Genomic DNA, 14,407 nt, shown 5'->3' with positions numbered 1-14,407 from the left:
GCCTGCTCGCGAAGGCGGCGGTCCATTCAGCAGGAATGTTGACTGACCCAGCGCTTTCGCGAGCAGGCTCGCTCCCACAAGGAGTGCGGCGCTAGAGCGATTCCAGGCACCCGGCCAGATCATTCCCCAACTTCTCCAGCATCTGCTCATAACCCTGAGCCGTCGCCGGCGTATAACCACCCAGTGCATCCAGTTCGGCCAGTTTCACCGGCAGGCCGGCGACCAACGTCTCCGCCAGACGCGGACGCAGCGGTGGTTCGCTGAACACACAGGTCTTGCCGACTTCCTGCAAACGGGTGCGCATCGCCGCGACGTGCTGGGCGCCCGGCTGCACTTCAGCAGCGACAGCAAACACCCCGGCGTGCTTCAGGCCGTAGGCGTCTTCGAAATAATCAAACGCCTCGTGAAACACGAAGTAAGGCTTGCCCTCCACACTGGCCAAGCGCTGTTTCAGGCGTTGATCCAAGGCATCCAGACGCTCATCGAATGCCTTGGCATTGTGCTGATAACGCTGGGCATTGGCCGGGTCGGCAGCGCTCAGGTCGGCGGCCATTTTGTCGGCGATCACCCGCGCATTCTCCGGTGACAGCCACAGGTGGGCATCCAGCGAGCCGGGGCGATGGTCGTGATCATGGTCGTCGGTTTCTTCGGCGTGGGAATGGTTGTCCTGGGCGAAATGCCGGAGTTTCAGCCCCGGCAGATCCTGCACCGCAACACTCGGCAAGGTGCGCCCGTTGAGCACGCGCGGCAGGAAACCTTCCATGTCCGGGCCGATCCAGTACAGCAGATCGACCGACTGCACCTTCCGTACGTCGGACGGGCGCAGCGCATAGTTATGTGGCGAGGCGCCCGGCGGCAGCAACACTTCGGGAACGGCCACACCGTCCTGCACGGCTGCGGCGATCAGCTGCAGCGGCTTGATGCTGGTGAGCACTTTGACCTCGGCCTGAGCCGAACCGATCAGCAGGAAACTGGCGATAAAAGCCACAAAAACAGAAAAAATTCGGGACACGATGACCACTCAAGGAAGCGAGAACGGGTAACATAATAACGTCTCTATCAAAACTCGTCGCCGCCCATGCCTATTACACCGATCGCCAGCCGTCCCCACGACCACTCACATTGCGTGCACAGCGCTCTGTCCGAGGCCGATACTTTGTGCGCCCAGAAAGGCCTGCGCCTGACTGCTTTGCGTCGGCGGGTGCTGGAACTGGTCTGGCAGAGCCACAAGCCGCTGGGCGCCTACGACATCCTTGCCGTGCTCAGCGAGCAGGACGGCCGCCGCGCCGCGCCACCGACCGTTTATCGGGCACTGGATTTCCTTCTGGAAAACGGTCTGGTGCATCGCATTTCGTCGCTCAACGCCTTCGTTGGCTGCGTCCACCCGGAACACGCGCATCAGGGCCAGTTCCTGATCTGCCGGGTTTGCCACGCCGCCATTGAACTTGAACAAAAAGTGATCAGCGACGCGATCATCAACAGCGCCAGGGATGTTGGCTTCATCGTTGAAGCGCAGACCGTCGAAGTGGTCGGCCTGTGCTCCGGTTGCCAGGGGGCTTGATGAGCAACGCGCTGATCCGTCTGGAACAGGTCGCCGTGACATTTGCCGGGCAGACCGTGCTGGACAATATCGAATTGAGCGTCGAGCCGGGGCAGATCGTCACCCTGATCGGGCCCAACGGCGCCGGCAAGACCACGCTGGTGCGCGCCGTGCTCGGCTTGCTCAAACCGGACAGCGGCAGCGTCTGGCGCAAGCCCAGACTGCGCGTTGGCTACATGCCGCAGAAACTGCATGTCGATCCAACCCTGCCGCTCTCGGTGTTGCGCTTTCTGCGTCTGGTGCCGGGTGTTGATCGTCCGCGAGCGTTGGCCGCGTTGAAGGAAGTCGGCGCCGAGCACGTGATCGACAGCCCGGTGCAAAGCGTTTCCGGCGGTGAAATGCAGCGCGTATTGCTCGCTCGGGCATTGCTGCGTGAACCGGAACTGCTGGTGCTCGACGAACCGGTACAAGGCGTCGACGTTGCCGGGCAGGCCGAGCTGTACAGCCTGATCACCCGCCTGCGCGACCGCCATGGCTGTGGTGTGTTGATGGTTTCCCACGATCTGCATCTGGTGATGAGCACCACCGATCAGGTGGTCTGCCTCAATCGTCACGTCTGCTGCTCCGGGCATCCCGAGCAGGTCAGCGGCGATCCGGCGTTCGTCGAGCTGTTCGGCAAGAATGCACCGAGCCTGGCGATCTATCACCACCATCACGACCACGCCCACGACCTGCATGGTTCGGTGGTCAAAGGCCCGGTTTCCGGGCAACCCCATGTTCACGGAGACCACTGCAAGCATGGCTGATTTTCTGTTGTATGCCCTGCTTGCAGGTCTGGCACTGGCGCTGGTGGCAGGCCCGCTGGGTTCGTTCGTGGTGTGGCGGCGCATGGCCTATTTCGGCGACACCCTGTCCCACGCCGCGTTGCTCGGTGTGGCGCTGGGCTTTTTGCTCGATGTCAGCCCGACGGTGGCGGTGACGGTCGGTTGCCTGTTGCTGGCGGTGTTGCTGGTGACCTTGCAGCAGCGTCAGCCGTTGGCCTCCGACACGCTGCTCGGAATTCTTGCGCCGAGCACCCTCTCGCTCGGTCTGGTGGTACTAAGCTTCATGCATGAAGTGCGGATCGACCTGATGGCCTATCTGTTCGGAGACCTGCTGGCGATCAGCCCGACCGATCTGGCGTGGATTCTCGGCGGCACGGCGGCGGTGCTGGTGTTGCTGGTGACGCTGTGGCGGCCCTTGCTGGCGGTCACCGTGCACGAAGAACTGGCGCGAGTCGAAGGCCTGCCGGTGGCCGGCCTGCGCATGGCACTCATGCTGTTGATCGCGGTGGTGATTGCGGTGGCGATGAAAATCGTCGGGGTGTTGCTGATTACTTCGCTGCTGATCATCCCGGCGGCTGCGGCACAGCGTCACGCCCGTTCGCCCGAGCAGATGGCGCTGGGCGCGAGCCTGCTGGGCATGGTCGCGGTGTGCGGCGGGCTGGCGCTGTCGTGGTTCAAGGACACCCCGGCGGGGCCGTCAATCGTTGTGACGGCCGCCGCACTGTTTCTGCTGAGTTTTGTTCTGCCCCGTCGAGGGGTGTAGACTTGCTCGCTTTTTGCGCAATTAGAGAGTCGCAGGAATGAAGCCGTTCGCATCCCGTTATCTGCTCCTTGTCGCATTTTCCGTGCTGCTGGGCGCCTGCCAAAGTACGCCGCCGGTGGCTGAAGTCCCCGACGCGCGGGCTACGGCCATCGCACAGCTGGAGCAAAGCCTGGCCAGCAGCGAACTGGCCACCGCCGAAGATCAACTGGCCGCGTTGCAAGCCGCAACGCCCAACGATCAGTCCCTTGAGCAATATCAACGGCAACTGGCCGAGGCATACCTGCTGCGCAGCCAGATCGTTCTGCAAAAGGGCGATGTCAACGCCGCCGCGACAGCGTTAAGCCGCGCCCGTGTGCTGATGCCCAAGGCGCCAGCGCTGACCGGCGGCGTCAACGGCGCCATCACCGAAGCGCGCAAGGCCGAGCTGGAAAAAGCCGAAGCGGCGCTGCTGGCTGCCGAAGCCCGGCCGAAAGCCAAAGTGATCGACCCGACCGCGGAAAGCACCACGGTTGCGCTGAACATCCATGACATTCACAAACTGCAGCGGCAACTCGATGCGATTGCCGCCGATGTAGTGAATTACCAGTGTGCCGTGAGTATCCAGGCGCCGCGCACGGCAGACTATCCCTGGCTAGCGACGTTGCTGAGCAAACGGGTTAAAAAGCTCAATCCGGATTTTAATCTGCAGATCGAAAAGCAGATTTTGCGCACAGTACCGGCGCAGATGGTTTTAAGTCCGCGCAAGCCATAAAAAGCATCGCGGGCAAGCCCGCTCCCACAAGGACAATATGGCCCTGTGGGAGCGGGCTTGCCCGCGATGGCGTTGTTACTGTCAGCGGAGATTTTTAGGCTGGAATCGCCTTGGCCTTAGGCTCCCGCGCCCAAACCCGATGCTCGCCAATCGCGGCAAAGAACGGCTTGGTCAACGCAGCCACATCCGCGCCCTGCAACAACCCGGCATCCGCCTCCAGTTTGAGCAAGTCCTGCAACTGCTTGGCGTCGCCGTGCAGCGCAATCGCCTTCAAGTGCTTGTAGGCTTCGAGCAGGTAATGCAACGCCACGCCATCAGCGCTCAATGCCTTGATCGACGCCGCGCCACCCGGCACGAACACCGCGTCGAAGGCGATCGACGGCATGCCTTCCATCGACGCATCCACTGGCAATGCCTTGCCGTCCGCAGTTTTCACCGGTGCCGAAGTCGGGCCGAGCACTTTCGCGTGGGCGCCTTGCGCTTTCAGCGCTTTTTTCATCGCATCGATGGCCGCGCTGTCTACGCCGTTTGCAGCGAGAATCGCCACTTTGCGCGTCTTGATATCACCCGGCAGCAGATTGGCCTGACTCAGCGCTGGCGAGCGTTCCAGTGAGGTCTTACGAACCTCGACTGTGCCCTGGATTGGCGCTGGCAAACCGAGGTTTTCCGCGACGCGCTTGGCCAGGGTCAGGTCGATATTGGCGAGAATCTCGTTCACTTCCCGCGCGCGGATGAACTCACGCTCGACCTTGCCCAGTTCGAAGCTGTAGGCAGCGATGATGTGCTCCTTCTCGTGGTCGCTCATGCTGTTGAAAAACAGCCGCGCCTGGGAGAAGTGGTCACTGAACGATTCGCTGCGCTGGCGGATCTTGGCGGCGTCGATGCGCTCCGGATAGCTTTCGAAACCACCGTCCTGCGCGGCCGGCGGGGTTTCTTTCGGCCAGCCGCCATCGATCGAGTTCGGCTCATAGGAGGCGCGGCCCTTGTCGATGGTGGTGCGATGCTGCGCGTCACGCTGGCCGTTGTGGAATGGCGCGACCGGGCGGTTGATTGGTAGCTCATGAAAATTCGGCCCGCCGAGTCGGCTGATCTGCGTATCGGTGTAGGAAAACAGCCGGCCTTGCAGCAGCGGGTCGTTGGAGAAGTCGATGCCCGGCACGATATGGCCCGGGCAGAACGCGACCTGTTCGACTTCGGCAAAGAAGTTGTCCGGGTTGCGGTTCAGAGTCATTTTGCCCAGTGGCGTGATCGGTACGATTTCTTCGGGGATGATCTTGGTCGGGTCGAGAATGTCGAAATCGAAGGCGTGTTCGTTTTCCTCCTCGACGATCTGTACGCCGAGTTCCCATTCCGGGTAGTCGCCCATTTCGATCGACTCCCACAGATCCCGACGGTGGTAGTCAGTGTCTTTACCAGCAAGCTTCTGTGCCTCGTCCCACACCAGCGAGCAGGTGCCGGCAGTCGGGCGCCAGTGGAATTTGACGAAGCGCGATTTGCCCTCGGCGTTGATCAGGCGGAAGGTGTGCACGCCGAAGCCCTGCATGCTGCGCAGGCTTTTCGGGATGGCGCGATCGGACATCGCCCAGATCACCATGTGCGCTGATTCCGGCACCAGCGAGACGAAGTCCCAGAAGGTGTCGTGAGCCGAGCCGCCGGTAGGAATTTCATTGTGCGGTTCAGGTTTTACCGCGTGGACGAAGTCGGGAAACTTGATCGCGTCCTGAATGAAGAACACCGGCATGTTGTTGCCGACCAGGTCGAAGTTGCCTTCGTCGGTGAAAAACTTCACCGCAAACCCTCGTACGTCACGCACGGTATCGCCGGAACCGCGCGGGCCCTGCACCGTGGAAAAGCGCACGAACACCGGGGTTTTCTTGCCCGGGTCCTGCAGGAAACCGGCCTTGGTCAGCGCCGCGTGGTTTTCGTAGCTCTGGAAGAAACCATGGGCACCAGTGCCGCGGGCGTGGACGATGCGCTCGGGAATGCGCTCATGGTCAAAGTGCGTGATTTTCTCACGCATGATGAAGTCTTCCAGCAGCGACGGCCCGCGGGCACCTGCCTTGAGCGTGTTCTGGTTATCGGCGATCTTCACCCCCTGATTGGTGCGCAGGGCCTGGCCGGTGGCGTCGGAACGGAATTCTTCCAGGCTGTCGAGCTTGGCGTTGCTGTTGGCGCGATCCGGGGTATCGGTCCCGGCCAGTTCGCTTTTAGCGGGTGCAGGCTTTTTGATGCTCATCAGACGTAAACTCCTCGTTTGGCCCCGGATGCCTTCCGCAGACCCTTGAGTGATTCCCGGGCACGGCACCCAGGGTTTGAAGTCGCTTACTTAGTGACTGGCGAGGGTTTCAGCCGTTCCGTTTATCTGACCTTTGATCGTGTTATTGCCAAATCGAAGGTTAATTGCGAAATAAATGCTAAGAACCTCTATACGGACAGGCTAAAATGCGCGCCCGGCTAACCGCTGATCCTTTTCCAACGCGCCCCACAAGGTTCGCTACGTGATCGAGTTTCAAAACGTGCACAAGACTTACCGCGTCGCCGGTAAGGACATCCCCGCGCTGCACCCGACCAGTCTCACCATCGAGAACGGTCAGGTATTCGGCCTGATTGGCCATTCCGGTGCGGGAAAAAGTACCCTGCTGCGTCTGATCAATCGCCTGGAAGATTCCAGCGGCGGCAAGATCATTGTCGACGGCGAAGAAGTCACCGCGCTGGACGCCAACGGCCTGCGCCGTTTCCGTCAGCAGGTCGGAATGATCTTCCAGCACTTCAACCTGCTGGCGTCGAAGACCGTCGCCGACAACGTCGCGTTGCCGCTGACCCTGGCCGGCGAACTGTCGGCCAGCGACATCGACAAACGCGTCGCCGAATTGCTCGCGCGGGTCGGTCTGTCCGATCACGCGAAGAAATACCCGGCACAATTATCCGGCGGCCAGAAACAGCGCGTCGGCATTGCCCGTGCGCTGGCGACCAAGCCGAAGATTCTGCTGTGCGACGAGGCCACCAGCGCCCTCGACCCACAGACCACCGCCTCGGTTTTGCAACTGCTGGCGGAGATCAACCGCGAACTGAAACTGACCATCGTCCTGATCACCCACGAGATGGACGTGATCCGCCGTGTCTGCGACCAAGTGGCGGTGATGGACGCCGGCGTTATCGTCGAGCAGGGTTCGGTAGCCGATGTGTTCTTGCATCCGCAGCACCCGACCACCAAGCGTTTTGTTCAGGAAAGCGAGCAGATCGACGAAAGCGAGCAGCGTGACGATTTCGCCCATGTGCCGGGCCGCATCGTGCGTCTGACCTTCCAGGGCGAAGCGACCTACGCGCCGTTGCTCGGTACCGTCGCCCGGGAAACCGGCGTCGACTACAGCATCCTGGCCGGTCGCATCGACCGCATCAAAGACATTCCTTACGGGCAATTGACCCTCGCCGTCACCGGTGGCGACATGGAAGCGGCCTTTGCCCGCTTCACCGCCGCTGACGTTCACATGGAGGTATTGCGCTAATGGAAGACCTGATCAGTTTCTTCACCAATATCGACTGGTACGAAATCTGGCTGGCCACCGGCGACACGATGCTGATGCTCGGCGGTTCGCTGCTGTTCACCGTGCTGCTCGGCCTGCCGCTGGGTGTGTTGCTGTTTCTGTGCAGCCCGCGTCAGTTGCTGGAAAACCGTGGCCTGTACGCGATCATGTCGCTGGCGGTGAATATCCTGCGTTCGCTGCCGTTCATTATTCTGCTGATCGTGATGATCCCGTTCACCGTACTGATCACTGGCACGTCATTGGGCGTGGCCGGTGCGATACCGCCACTGGTGGTCGGTGCCACGCCGTTCTTCGCGCGACTGGTGGAAACCGCGCTGCGTGAGGTCGACCGCGGCATCATCGAAGCGACCCAGTCGATGGGCGCGACCACGCGGCAGATCATCATCAATGCCTTGCTGCCGGAAGCACGCCCGGGCATCTTCGCGGCGATTACGGTGACAGCGATTACACTGGTGTCCTACACGGCGATGGCCGGTGTAGTCGGCGCAGGTGGGCTGGGTGACCTGGCGATCCGGTTCGGTTACCAGCGGTTCCAGACCGACGTGATGATCGTCACCGTGGTGCTGCTGCTGATTCTGGTGCAGGTGTTGCAGATGGTTGGCGACCGCCTGGTCGTGCATTTCTCGCGCAAATAAGCGGTTTTTTAATCAAGAGAGGCGCGGGCCATTCGCTGGCGGGCGCCATCACAAGGAGTTCGCTGAATGAAAAAACTGATCGCTGCTTTTGCTGCCGTTGCAGCATTCTCGGCCCACGCCGAAACATTGACCGTTGCCGCCACCCCGGTGCCGCACGCGGAAATCCTCGAGTTCGTCAAACCGGCGCTGGCCAAGGAAGGCGTGGATCTGAAGGTCAAGGTATTCACCGACTACATTCAGCCAAACGTGCAGGTGGCGGAAAAGCGCCTCGACGCGAATTTCTTCCAGCACCAGCCGTACCTCGATGAGTTCAACAAGGCCAAGGGCACCAGCCTCGTTGCCGTCACCGGCGTACACCTGGAACCGCTGGGCGCCTATTCGAGCAAGTACAAGAAAATCGAAGAGTTGCCAGGCGGCGCCAACGTGGTCATCCCGAACGACGCCACCAACGGCGGCCGTGCGCTGTTGCTGTTGGCCAAGGCTGGTGTGATCACGTTGAAGGATCCGACCAACATCCTCTCGACCATCAAAGACATCGCCGAAAACCCGAAAGACCTGAAATTCCGTGAACTGGAAGCCGCGACCATCCCGCGTGTGCTGACCCAGGTCGATCTGGCGCTGATCAACACCAACTACGCGCTGGAAGCCAAGCTCGATCCGTCCAAGGATGCGCTGGTGATCGAAGGCAACGACTCGCCGTACGTGAACATCCTCGTGTCCCGCGCGGACAACAAGGATAGCGACGCGATGAAGAAACTGGCGGCTGCGCTGCACAGCCCGGAGGTGAAGCAGTTCATCACCGAGAAGTACAAGGGTGCGGTGTTGCCGGCGTTTTGATTTGAGTTGCTGCAATGAAAAGGGGACGCCATGAGCGTCCCCTTTTTTGTGTCTGGTGTTTGGCTGTGGATCTGCGGTGAAACTCACCCTCACCCCAGCCCTCTCCCGGAGGGAGAGGGGGCCGACCGAGGTGTCTGGCGCTATGCATCGACCTGAAAGACCGAGTCGATTATGGATTCGGTAAGTGAATTTCAGGTCGGCGTAATTCCCCAATATTCCCCATTCAGTCCCCTCTCCCTTTGGGAGAGGGCTAGGGTGAGGGGTTTTAGGAGGCCGACCGAGGTGTCTGGCGCTAGACATCCACCTGAAAGACCGAGTCGATTATGGATTCGGTAAGTGAGTTTCAGGTTGTCTTAATTCCCCAATATCCCCCATTCAGTCCCCTCTCCCTTTGGGAGAGGGTTAGGGTGAGGGGCTTTTGATCTTTGACGATTACTTGCGGTTGAGCATTTGCGGAAGTTGCGCAACCAGCTTGGCATTGTTCAACGGCGCCCGGATAAAGCCGCGCTGCGTGCCGTCCGGGCCGATCACGGCCAGGTTGCCACTGTGGTCGACGGTGTAATTCGGCTTGCTGGTATCGGCCGGAATGAACGGAATGCTCACCGCATTTGCGACCTTCTGCAGCTCTTCGATCGACGGCGGTGTCAGGCCGATGAACTGCGGATCGAAATAACCCAGGTACTGCTTCAACTGCTTTGGCGTATCGCGGTTCGGGTCAACGCTGACCAAGATGATCTGCAATTTATCCACTGCATCCTTGGGCAATTCGCTCTTGATCTGGCGCAGTTGCGCAAGCGTGGTCGGGCAGATGTCCGGGCAGAAGGTATAGCCGAAAAACAGCAGGCTCCATTTGCCCTGCAGCTCATCGATGGCCACAGGTTTGCCGTCCTGATCGGTCATGGTCACGTCCGGCAGGGTGCGGCTCTGCGGCAGCAGAATGATTCCGGCGTCGATCAGCGCGGTGGGGTCACCCTGGCCTTTGCCGCTCAGCACTTTGTTGACGGTCAGGCCCAGGATCAGCGCGATCACGGCGACGAGGATGAAAACGGTTTTCTGGGTTCGGTTCATAGGTTCAACAGTAAGTAGTGGTCTACGAGCAGGGCGATGAACAACAGGAACAAGTAATAAATAGAGTACTTGAAGGTGTTGATCGCCGCGTGCGGCCGAGTGCCACGGTACAGCACCACGGCCCATTGCAGAAACCTCGCGCCCAACGCCAGCGCACAGACCAGATACAGCACGCCGCTCATGTGAATCACATACGGCAGCAGACTCACCGCCAGCAGCGCGAAGGTGTACAGCAGAATGTGCACTTTGGTGTAGTGCTCGCCGTGGGTCACCGGCAGCATTGGAATGTCGGCTTTGGCGTATTCCTCCTTGCGGTGGATGGCCAGCGCCCAGAAATGCGGCGGGGTCCAGGCGAAGATGATCAACACCAGCAGCAGCGGTTCGGCGCTGACATGGCCGGTAGCGGCGGTCCAGCCGAGCAACGGCGGTGCAGCGCCGGCGAGGCCGCCGATGACGATGTTCTGCGGTGTCGCACGTTTGAGGAAACCGGTGTATATCACCGCGTAACCGAGCAGCGAGGCGAGGGTCAGCCACGTCGTCAGCGGGTTGGTGAAGGCCAGCAACAAGGCCTGACCGAGCAGCGCCAGCACCAGCGCAAACGTCAGCGCTGCCACAGGCGAAACCCGGCCCTCGGCCAACGGCCGCTTGTGGGTTCGCGCCATCACCGCATCGATGCGCCGGTCCACCACATGATTGACCGCCGCCGCGCCGCCCGCGCACAGCGCGATACCGAGATTGCCGAACACCAGCACCGTCCACGGCACACCGGCGCGGGTGGCGAGGAACATGCCGACCAGCGAGGTGATCAGCATCAGCACCACGACTTTCGGTTTGGTCAGCTCCAGATAATCGCGCCACAGCGCTTGCGCCGTGCGCGCGCCGGTCAGACTCGCCATGGCGTTTCTCCTTTCAATGCAATGGGCGCGACCGCGTGTTTACGCGGGCTGAGGTGCCAGCGTGCGAGCACCGGTTGCGTGACCCGGACGAGCCTGGTGCGCGCGTGATAATTGACCAGCACCATGCTCAGCAACAGCGCCGCGCCACCGATGTTGTGCGCGACCGCTACCGCGAGTGGCAGATGGAACAGCACGTTGCTGATCCCGAGGGTGATTTGTGCGCCGAGAGCCACCAGCACCAGAGTGGCCAGACGCGTCATGCCCACCACTTTCAATTGCCAGGCCAGACCGAGCAGCACAATCGTCACCAACAGCGCACCGATGCGATGGGTCAGGTGAATCGCAGTGCGCGCATCGCTATCCAGTTGCCCGCCCAGATAGTTCGGGCCGATGTGTTGAGTCAGGTGAAAACCGTTGGCGAAATCCGCTGGCGGCAGCCATTGCCCGTGGCAGGTCGGGAAGTCGATGCACGCCACGGCGGCGTAGTTGGAGCTGACCCAGCCGCCCAGCGCAATCTGTCCGATCACCAGTAACAGTCCGGCCGTGGCCCAATATTGCAAGCGTCTGGGCACGCTCAGCGCCGGCAGTACCCCGGACAAACGCAGCGTCAGCAGAAACAGCAGGCTCAAGGTCGCAAAACCGCCGAGCAAATGCCCGGTAACCACTTGCGGCCAGAGCTTGAGCGTCACCGTCCACATGCCGAACGCCGCTTGTGCAAACACCACCGCCAGCAGGAACAGCGGCAGCTTCAACGGCAGCCCCGGATGACGGCGATTGACCCAGGCGCGCCCGGCCAATACGGCAATCAGCAAACTGAGGGTGCCGGCGAAGTAGCGGTGGATCATCTCGTTCCAGCCCTTGTGCGCTTCCACCGGCGAGTCCGGGTAATGCAGCTCGGCATGGGCCAGTTGCGCCTCGCTTTTCGGCACGCTGATAAACCCGTAGCAACCCGGCCAGTCGGGGCAGCCGAGGCCGGCGTGGGTCAGGCGCGTGTAGGCGCCAAGCAGCACGACAATCAGCGCCAGCAGAGTGGCAAACAGCGCGAGGCGAAATCCAGGTTTGGCCATGACGATGCCCTTATCCGATGTTGGACAGTTTCAGCAGATGCCGCAGGTCGTTGAGCAGATCCTTGCCTTTCACGTTCGGCTCGTAGCGCAGCACCAGGTTGCCGTGCGGGTCGATGATCCATAGTTGCGGCGTGGCTTTATCGCCGGTGGCCTTGCTGAAGGCGACTGCGTCCAGTGGATAGCGCTGCAGTTGCGGATATTCGCGTGTGAGCTTGGCCTCGTAGTCCGCGCTCAGCGGTTGCGTCGCGGCGAGGGCGTGGCTGGCGCGCCCGGCGTCGCGGCCAAGGCCGATCTGGATCTGCCGCGCCAGATACACCAACTGCTGGCAATCCACCGCACACGCTGTCGGTGCGGTCACCAGCAATTGCCAGCGCTCCTCGTCCGCCTGCACGCCGAGGTCGGCGCGGGTCTGACCGTTGCCGATCAGTTCGCCGTGATAGCTGCGGCCCTCGGGCACCCAGAACTGCAATTTGTACATGCCGGTGGCGAGGATCATCGGCCCGACCACACCGAGCACAATCAACAGCAACTGGATGCGTCCGCGCCGGCGGCTGACGGCAGGTTTGGCTTCAGACATGCTGGATGGATTCATGGCCGTTCGCATGGTGCTTCTCCTTTGCGTTGTGCAAGCCCAAATAAACGTAGAGACCGAGCAGGGCGGTCGCCATGGCGAACCACTGCACGGCGTAGCCGAGATGTTTTTCCGGACCCATGGCGACCACCGGCCAGTCGGTCTGGTAGCTGGCCGGGCCGGGTTCGGCGCGCAGTTCATAGGCGAAGCCGTCGCGCTCAAGGGTGTGCCAGAGCTTGCCCGGCTCGACGGCGGTGACGGTTTGCGGCCAGGTGCGGCTGACCGGATCGGCATGCAACTGGAATGTCGCGCCGGAGGCGACGTAGACCCAGGCGTCGAGCGTCAGCGCATCAGTGGGCGTGGAGAACTGCGGCGCGACACGGCGATCCGGCCACGGCAGCCAGCCGCGATTGACCAGCAGCCACAGCCCGCTGCGCTGATCCTGAAACGGTTGCAGCAACTCGACGCCAACCTTGCCGCCACGCTGGCGATTGTCGAGCAACAGGCTGTGCGCGGCATCGAATTGGCCGTGCAGACGCACGCGGCGATAAGCCGGATCGGCGCTGGTTGCGAGTTCGCTGCTGGTCATCGGCTCGGCCACACGGCGCTCGGCATAGCTGGCCAGCAGCGCGGTTTTCTCCGCGCCCCGGCCCAGTTGCCAGAAGCCCAGCGCGATCATCAGCGGCAGCAACAACGCGACCACCACGGTCGGTATCACCCCCGGACGGAAGCGCTTCATGGCCGCGCCACAAAGTCAGTCGTCGCGCTCGCTATACTCAACTGCATCGCCTGTCCCCCCGGAGTTCTTCCCATGCTCAAAGCAGCGATCGTCCTGCTGCTGATTGCCACGGTGATCAGCCTGTTCAGCGGCCTGTTTTTCCTGGTCAAGGACGACAGCAGCTCCAATCGCCTGGTCATCGCCTTGAGTGTTCGGGTGGCCCTGGCCGCCGTCACCGTCGGCCTGATTGCCTGGGGTTTCTACAGCGGCCAACTGGTATCGCACGCGCCTTGGTAGCGCTCAAAGCACATAAACGAAAAAGAACAAGCCGATCCACACCACGTCGACGAAGTGCCAGTACCAGCTCGCCGCTTCAAAGCCGAACTGATGCTCGTTGTCGAAGTGACCCTTCATGATCCGTATCAGCATCACGAGCAGAATGATCGTGCCGATGGTCACGTGGGCGCCGTGGAACCCGGTGAGCATAAAGAACGTTGCGCCATAGATCCCCGAGCCGAGAGTCAGTCCCAGCTCCTTGTAGGCGTGGATATATTCTTCAGCCTGAAAGCCAAGGAACGCGATGCCGAGCAGCACGGTGATCGCCAGCCACAGTTTCAGCGCGCCGCGATGGCCCTTCTTCAAGGCGTGGTGGGCGATGGTGATGGTCACACTGGAACTGACCAGCAGGATCGTATTGATCAGCGGCAGGCCCCACGGACTGATGACATCCTTGGGTGGCGGGAAGAGTTTCGGGTCCGGGTTGTTCAGCAGTGGCCAGACGTACTCGAAGTTCGGCCAGAGCATTTCCGACACGCCCTTGCTGCCTTCGCCGGCCAGACCGGGCGCGGAAACCGTGCGGATATAAAACAGCGCGCCGAAGAAAGCGACAAAGAACATCACCTCGGAAAAGATGAACCAGCTCATGCCCCAGCGGAACGAGCGATCCAGCTGTGGGCTGTAGAGTCCCGCGCGGCTTTCCCTGATCACCGCGCCGAACCAGCCGAACAACATGTACGCCAGCAGCAGGCCGCCGACGAAAAAGATCAGCGGGCCGTGGGAATCCGGGCGCGCTGCCTTCAGATCGTTGAACCAGGTAGCCAGGCCGTACACGGTGACGAACATCCCGAGCGTGGCGATGATCGGCCATTTGCTCTGGGCGGGGACGTAATAGTGCTCATGAGTTGCCATTTAT

At 61.3% G+C, this 14,407-nt stretch carries 16 protein-coding genes; 8 read left to right on the top strand and 8 right to left on the bottom strand.

The window, feature by feature from the left end; all coding sequences use genetic code 11:
• Positions 1–91: 91 nt before the first annotated feature.
• Positions 92–1,012: a zinc ABC transporter substrate-binding protein ZnuA gene (gene znuA, locus J3P75_RS27360; protein ID WP_434708882.1), complete on the bottom strand. Its 921-nt coding sequence runs from the start codon at positions 1,010–1,012 to the stop codon at positions 92–94.
• Between the two features lie 66 nt (positions 1,013–1,078).
• Between znuA and J3P75_RS27355 the strand changes: the two genes are divergently transcribed.
• Genes J3P75_RS27355 through J3P75_RS27340 form a run of 4 tightly spaced genes read left to right on the top strand, consistent with a single transcriptional unit; the run spans position 1,079 to position 3,878 of the window.
• A complete protein-coding gene (locus tag J3P75_RS27355) occupies positions 1,079–1,561 on the top strand; it encodes a Fur family transcriptional regulator (protein WP_090287953.1) in 483 nt (160 codons plus the stop codon).
• Positions 1,561–2,346 (top strand): zinc ABC transporter ATP-binding protein ZnuC, encoded by a 786-nt coding sequence (gene znuC / locus J3P75_RS27350; protein WP_434593875.1) that lies wholly within the window; start codon positions 1,561–1,563, stop codon positions 2,344–2,346. Before J3P75_RS27355 ends, znuC begins: the two co-directional genes overlap by 1 nt.
• Positions 2,339–3,127 carry a zinc ABC transporter permease subunit ZnuB gene (gene znuB / locus J3P75_RS27345; protein ID WP_434708881.1) on the top strand — a complete coding sequence of 263 codons (789 nt, stop codon included), beginning with the start codon at positions 2,339–2,341 and terminating at the stop codon, positions 3,125–3,127. Before znuC ends, znuB begins: the two co-directional genes overlap by 8 nt.
• A gap of 37 nt (positions 3,128–3,164) precedes the next feature.
• Complete coding sequence (locus tag J3P75_RS27340; RefSeq protein ID WP_434708880.1) at positions 3,165–3,878, top strand: PA5502 family lipoprotein; 714 nt, start codon at positions 3,165–3,167, stop codon at positions 3,876–3,878.
• A 94-nt stretch (positions 3,879–3,972) separates the two neighbouring features.
• Here the strand turns inward: J3P75_RS27340 and katE are convergent, their stop codons facing one another.
• Entirely contained in the window at positions 3,973–6,114 is a 2,142-nt protein-coding gene (gene katE / locus J3P75_RS27335) for a catalase HPII (RefSeq protein WP_434708879.1), read from the bottom strand.
• A 262-nt stretch (positions 6,115–6,376) separates the two neighbouring features.
• Here katE and J3P75_RS27330 point away from each other — a divergent pair, with 262 nt between their 5' ends.
• The 3 genes from J3P75_RS27330 (at position 6,377) to J3P75_RS27320 (ending at position 8,895) form a co-directional block, all read left to right on the top strand.
• Positions 6,377–7,384, top strand: coding sequence for a methionine ABC transporter ATP-binding protein (locus J3P75_RS27330; RefSeq protein ID WP_203420185.1), 1,008 nt, complete (start codon positions 6,377–6,379; stop codon positions 7,382–7,384).
• Entirely contained in the window at positions 7,384–8,058 is a 675-nt protein-coding gene (locus tag J3P75_RS27325; RefSeq protein WP_434593864.1) for a methionine ABC transporter permease, read from the top strand. The genes J3P75_RS27330 and J3P75_RS27325 overlap by 1 nt, the downstream gene beginning before the upstream one ends.
• A gap of 66 nt (positions 8,059–8,124) precedes the next feature.
• The gene (locus tag J3P75_RS27320; protein WP_394504894.1) at positions 8,125–8,895 is read left to right on the top strand and encodes a MetQ/NlpA family ABC transporter substrate-binding protein; all 771 of its coding nucleotides are present in this window, start codon (positions 8,125–8,127) and stop codon (positions 8,893–8,895) included.
• 432 nt (positions 8,896–9,327) lie between these two features.
• Here J3P75_RS27320 and J3P75_RS27315 read toward each other — a convergent pair whose 3' ends face one another.
• From J3P75_RS27315 to J3P75_RS27295, 5 genes are read right to left on the bottom strand one after another with little or no spacing between them, the layout of a single operon-like run.
• Positions 9,328–9,963 carry an SCO family protein gene (locus J3P75_RS27315; protein ID WP_434708878.1) on the bottom strand — a complete coding sequence of 212 codons (636 nt, stop codon included), beginning with the start codon at positions 9,961–9,963 and terminating at the stop codon, positions 9,328–9,330.
• Positions 9,960–10,859, bottom strand: coding sequence for a heme o synthase (gene cyoE / locus J3P75_RS27310; protein WP_434708877.1), 900 nt, complete (start codon positions 10,857–10,859; stop codon positions 9,960–9,962). Before cyoE ends, J3P75_RS27315 begins: the two co-directional genes overlap by 4 nt.
• Entirely contained in the window at positions 10,847–11,926 is a 1,080-nt protein-coding gene (locus tag J3P75_RS27305; RefSeq protein WP_434708876.1) for a COX15/CtaA family protein, read from the bottom strand. Before J3P75_RS27305 ends, cyoE begins: the two co-directional genes overlap by 13 nt.
• A gap of 10 nt (positions 11,927–11,936) precedes the next feature.
• A complete protein-coding gene (locus tag J3P75_RS27300; protein WP_434708875.1) occupies positions 11,937–12,530 on the bottom strand; it encodes a hypothetical protein in 594 nt (197 codons plus the stop codon).
• The gene (locus tag J3P75_RS27295; RefSeq protein ID WP_434708874.1) at positions 12,496–13,236 is read right to left on the bottom strand and encodes an SURF1 family protein; all 741 of its coding nucleotides are present in this window, start codon (positions 13,234–13,236) and stop codon (positions 12,496–12,498) included. Before J3P75_RS27295 ends, J3P75_RS27300 begins: the two co-directional genes overlap by 35 nt.
• 72 nt (positions 13,237–13,308) lie before the next feature.
• On the opposite strand from J3P75_RS27295, the gene J3P75_RS27290 reads away from it, so the two are divergent.
• Positions 13,309–13,512, top strand: coding sequence for a twin transmembrane helix small protein (locus J3P75_RS27290; protein WP_434708873.1), 204 nt, complete (start codon positions 13,309–13,311; stop codon positions 13,510–13,512).
• Between the two features lie 3 nt (positions 13,513–13,515).
• Here the strand turns inward: J3P75_RS27290 and J3P75_RS27285 are convergent, their stop codons facing one another.
• Positions 13,516–14,403 (bottom strand): cytochrome c oxidase subunit 3, encoded by an 888-nt coding sequence (locus J3P75_RS27285; protein WP_434708872.1) that lies wholly within the window; start codon positions 14,401–14,403, stop codon positions 13,516–13,518.
• Positions 14,404–14,407 lie beyond the last annotated feature (4 nt).

It is taken from the genome of Pseudomonas sp. R1-1 (genome assembly GCF_051132135.1).
Classification (GTDB): domain Bacteria; phylum Pseudomonadota; class Gammaproteobacteria; order Pseudomonadales; family Pseudomonadaceae; genus Aquipseudomonas.
The sequence above is the reverse complement of the archived record's forward strand: the minus strand, read 5'-3'. Positions and strand labels throughout refer to the sequence as shown.

Excerpts from the sequence above, each read along its gene's own strand:
- J3P75_RS27355 (WP_090287953.1), top strand. The coding sequence starts at position 1,079 with ATGCCTATTACACCGATCGCCAGCCGTCCCCACGACCACTCACATTGC.
- znuC (WP_434593875.1), top strand. The coding sequence starts at position 1,561 with ATGAGCAACGCGCTGATCCGTCTGGAACAGGTCGCCGTGACATTTGCC.
- znuB (WP_434708881.1), top strand. The coding sequence starts at position 2,339 with ATGGCTGATTTTCTGTTGTATGCCCTGCTTGCAGGTCTGGCACTGGCG.
- J3P75_RS27340 (WP_434708880.1), top strand. The coding sequence starts at position 3,165 with ATGAAGCCGTTCGCATCCCGTTATCTGCTCCTTGTCGCATTTTCCGTG.
- katE (WP_434708879.1), bottom strand. The coding sequence starts at position 6,114 with ATGAGCATCAAAAAGCCTGCACCCGCTAAAAGCGAACTGGCCGGGACC.
- J3P75_RS27325 (WP_434593864.1), top strand. The coding sequence starts at position 7,384 with ATGGAAGACCTGATCAGTTTCTTCACCAATATCGACTGGTACGAAATC.
- J3P75_RS27320 (WP_394504894.1), top strand. The coding sequence starts at position 8,125 with ATGAAAAAACTGATCGCTGCTTTTGCTGCCGTTGCAGCATTCTCGGCC.
- J3P75_RS27315 (WP_434708878.1), bottom strand. The coding sequence starts at position 9,963 with ATGAACCGAACCCAGAAAACCGTTTTCATCCTCGTCGCCGTGATCGCG.
- cyoE (WP_434708877.1), bottom strand. The coding sequence starts at position 10,859 with ATGGCGAGTCTGACCGGCGCGCGCACGGCGCAAGCGCTGTGGCGCGAT.
- J3P75_RS27305 (WP_434708876.1), bottom strand. The coding sequence starts at position 11,926 with ATGGCCAAACCTGGATTTCGCCTCGCGCTGTTTGCCACTCTGCTGGCG.
- J3P75_RS27300 (WP_434708875.1), bottom strand. The coding sequence starts at position 12,530 with ATGCGAACGGCCATGAATCCATCCAGCATGTCTGAAGCCAAACCTGCC.
- J3P75_RS27295 (WP_434708874.1), bottom strand. The coding sequence starts at position 13,236 with ATGAAGCGCTTCCGTCCGGGGGTGATACCGACCGTGGTGGTCGCGTTG.
- J3P75_RS27290 (WP_434708873.1), top strand. The coding sequence starts at position 13,309 with ATGCTCAAAGCAGCGATCGTCCTGCTGCTGATTGCCACGGTGATCAGC.
- J3P75_RS27285 (WP_434708872.1), bottom strand. The coding sequence starts at position 14,403 with ATGGCAACTCATGAGCACTATTACGTCCCCGCCCAGAGCAAATGGCCG.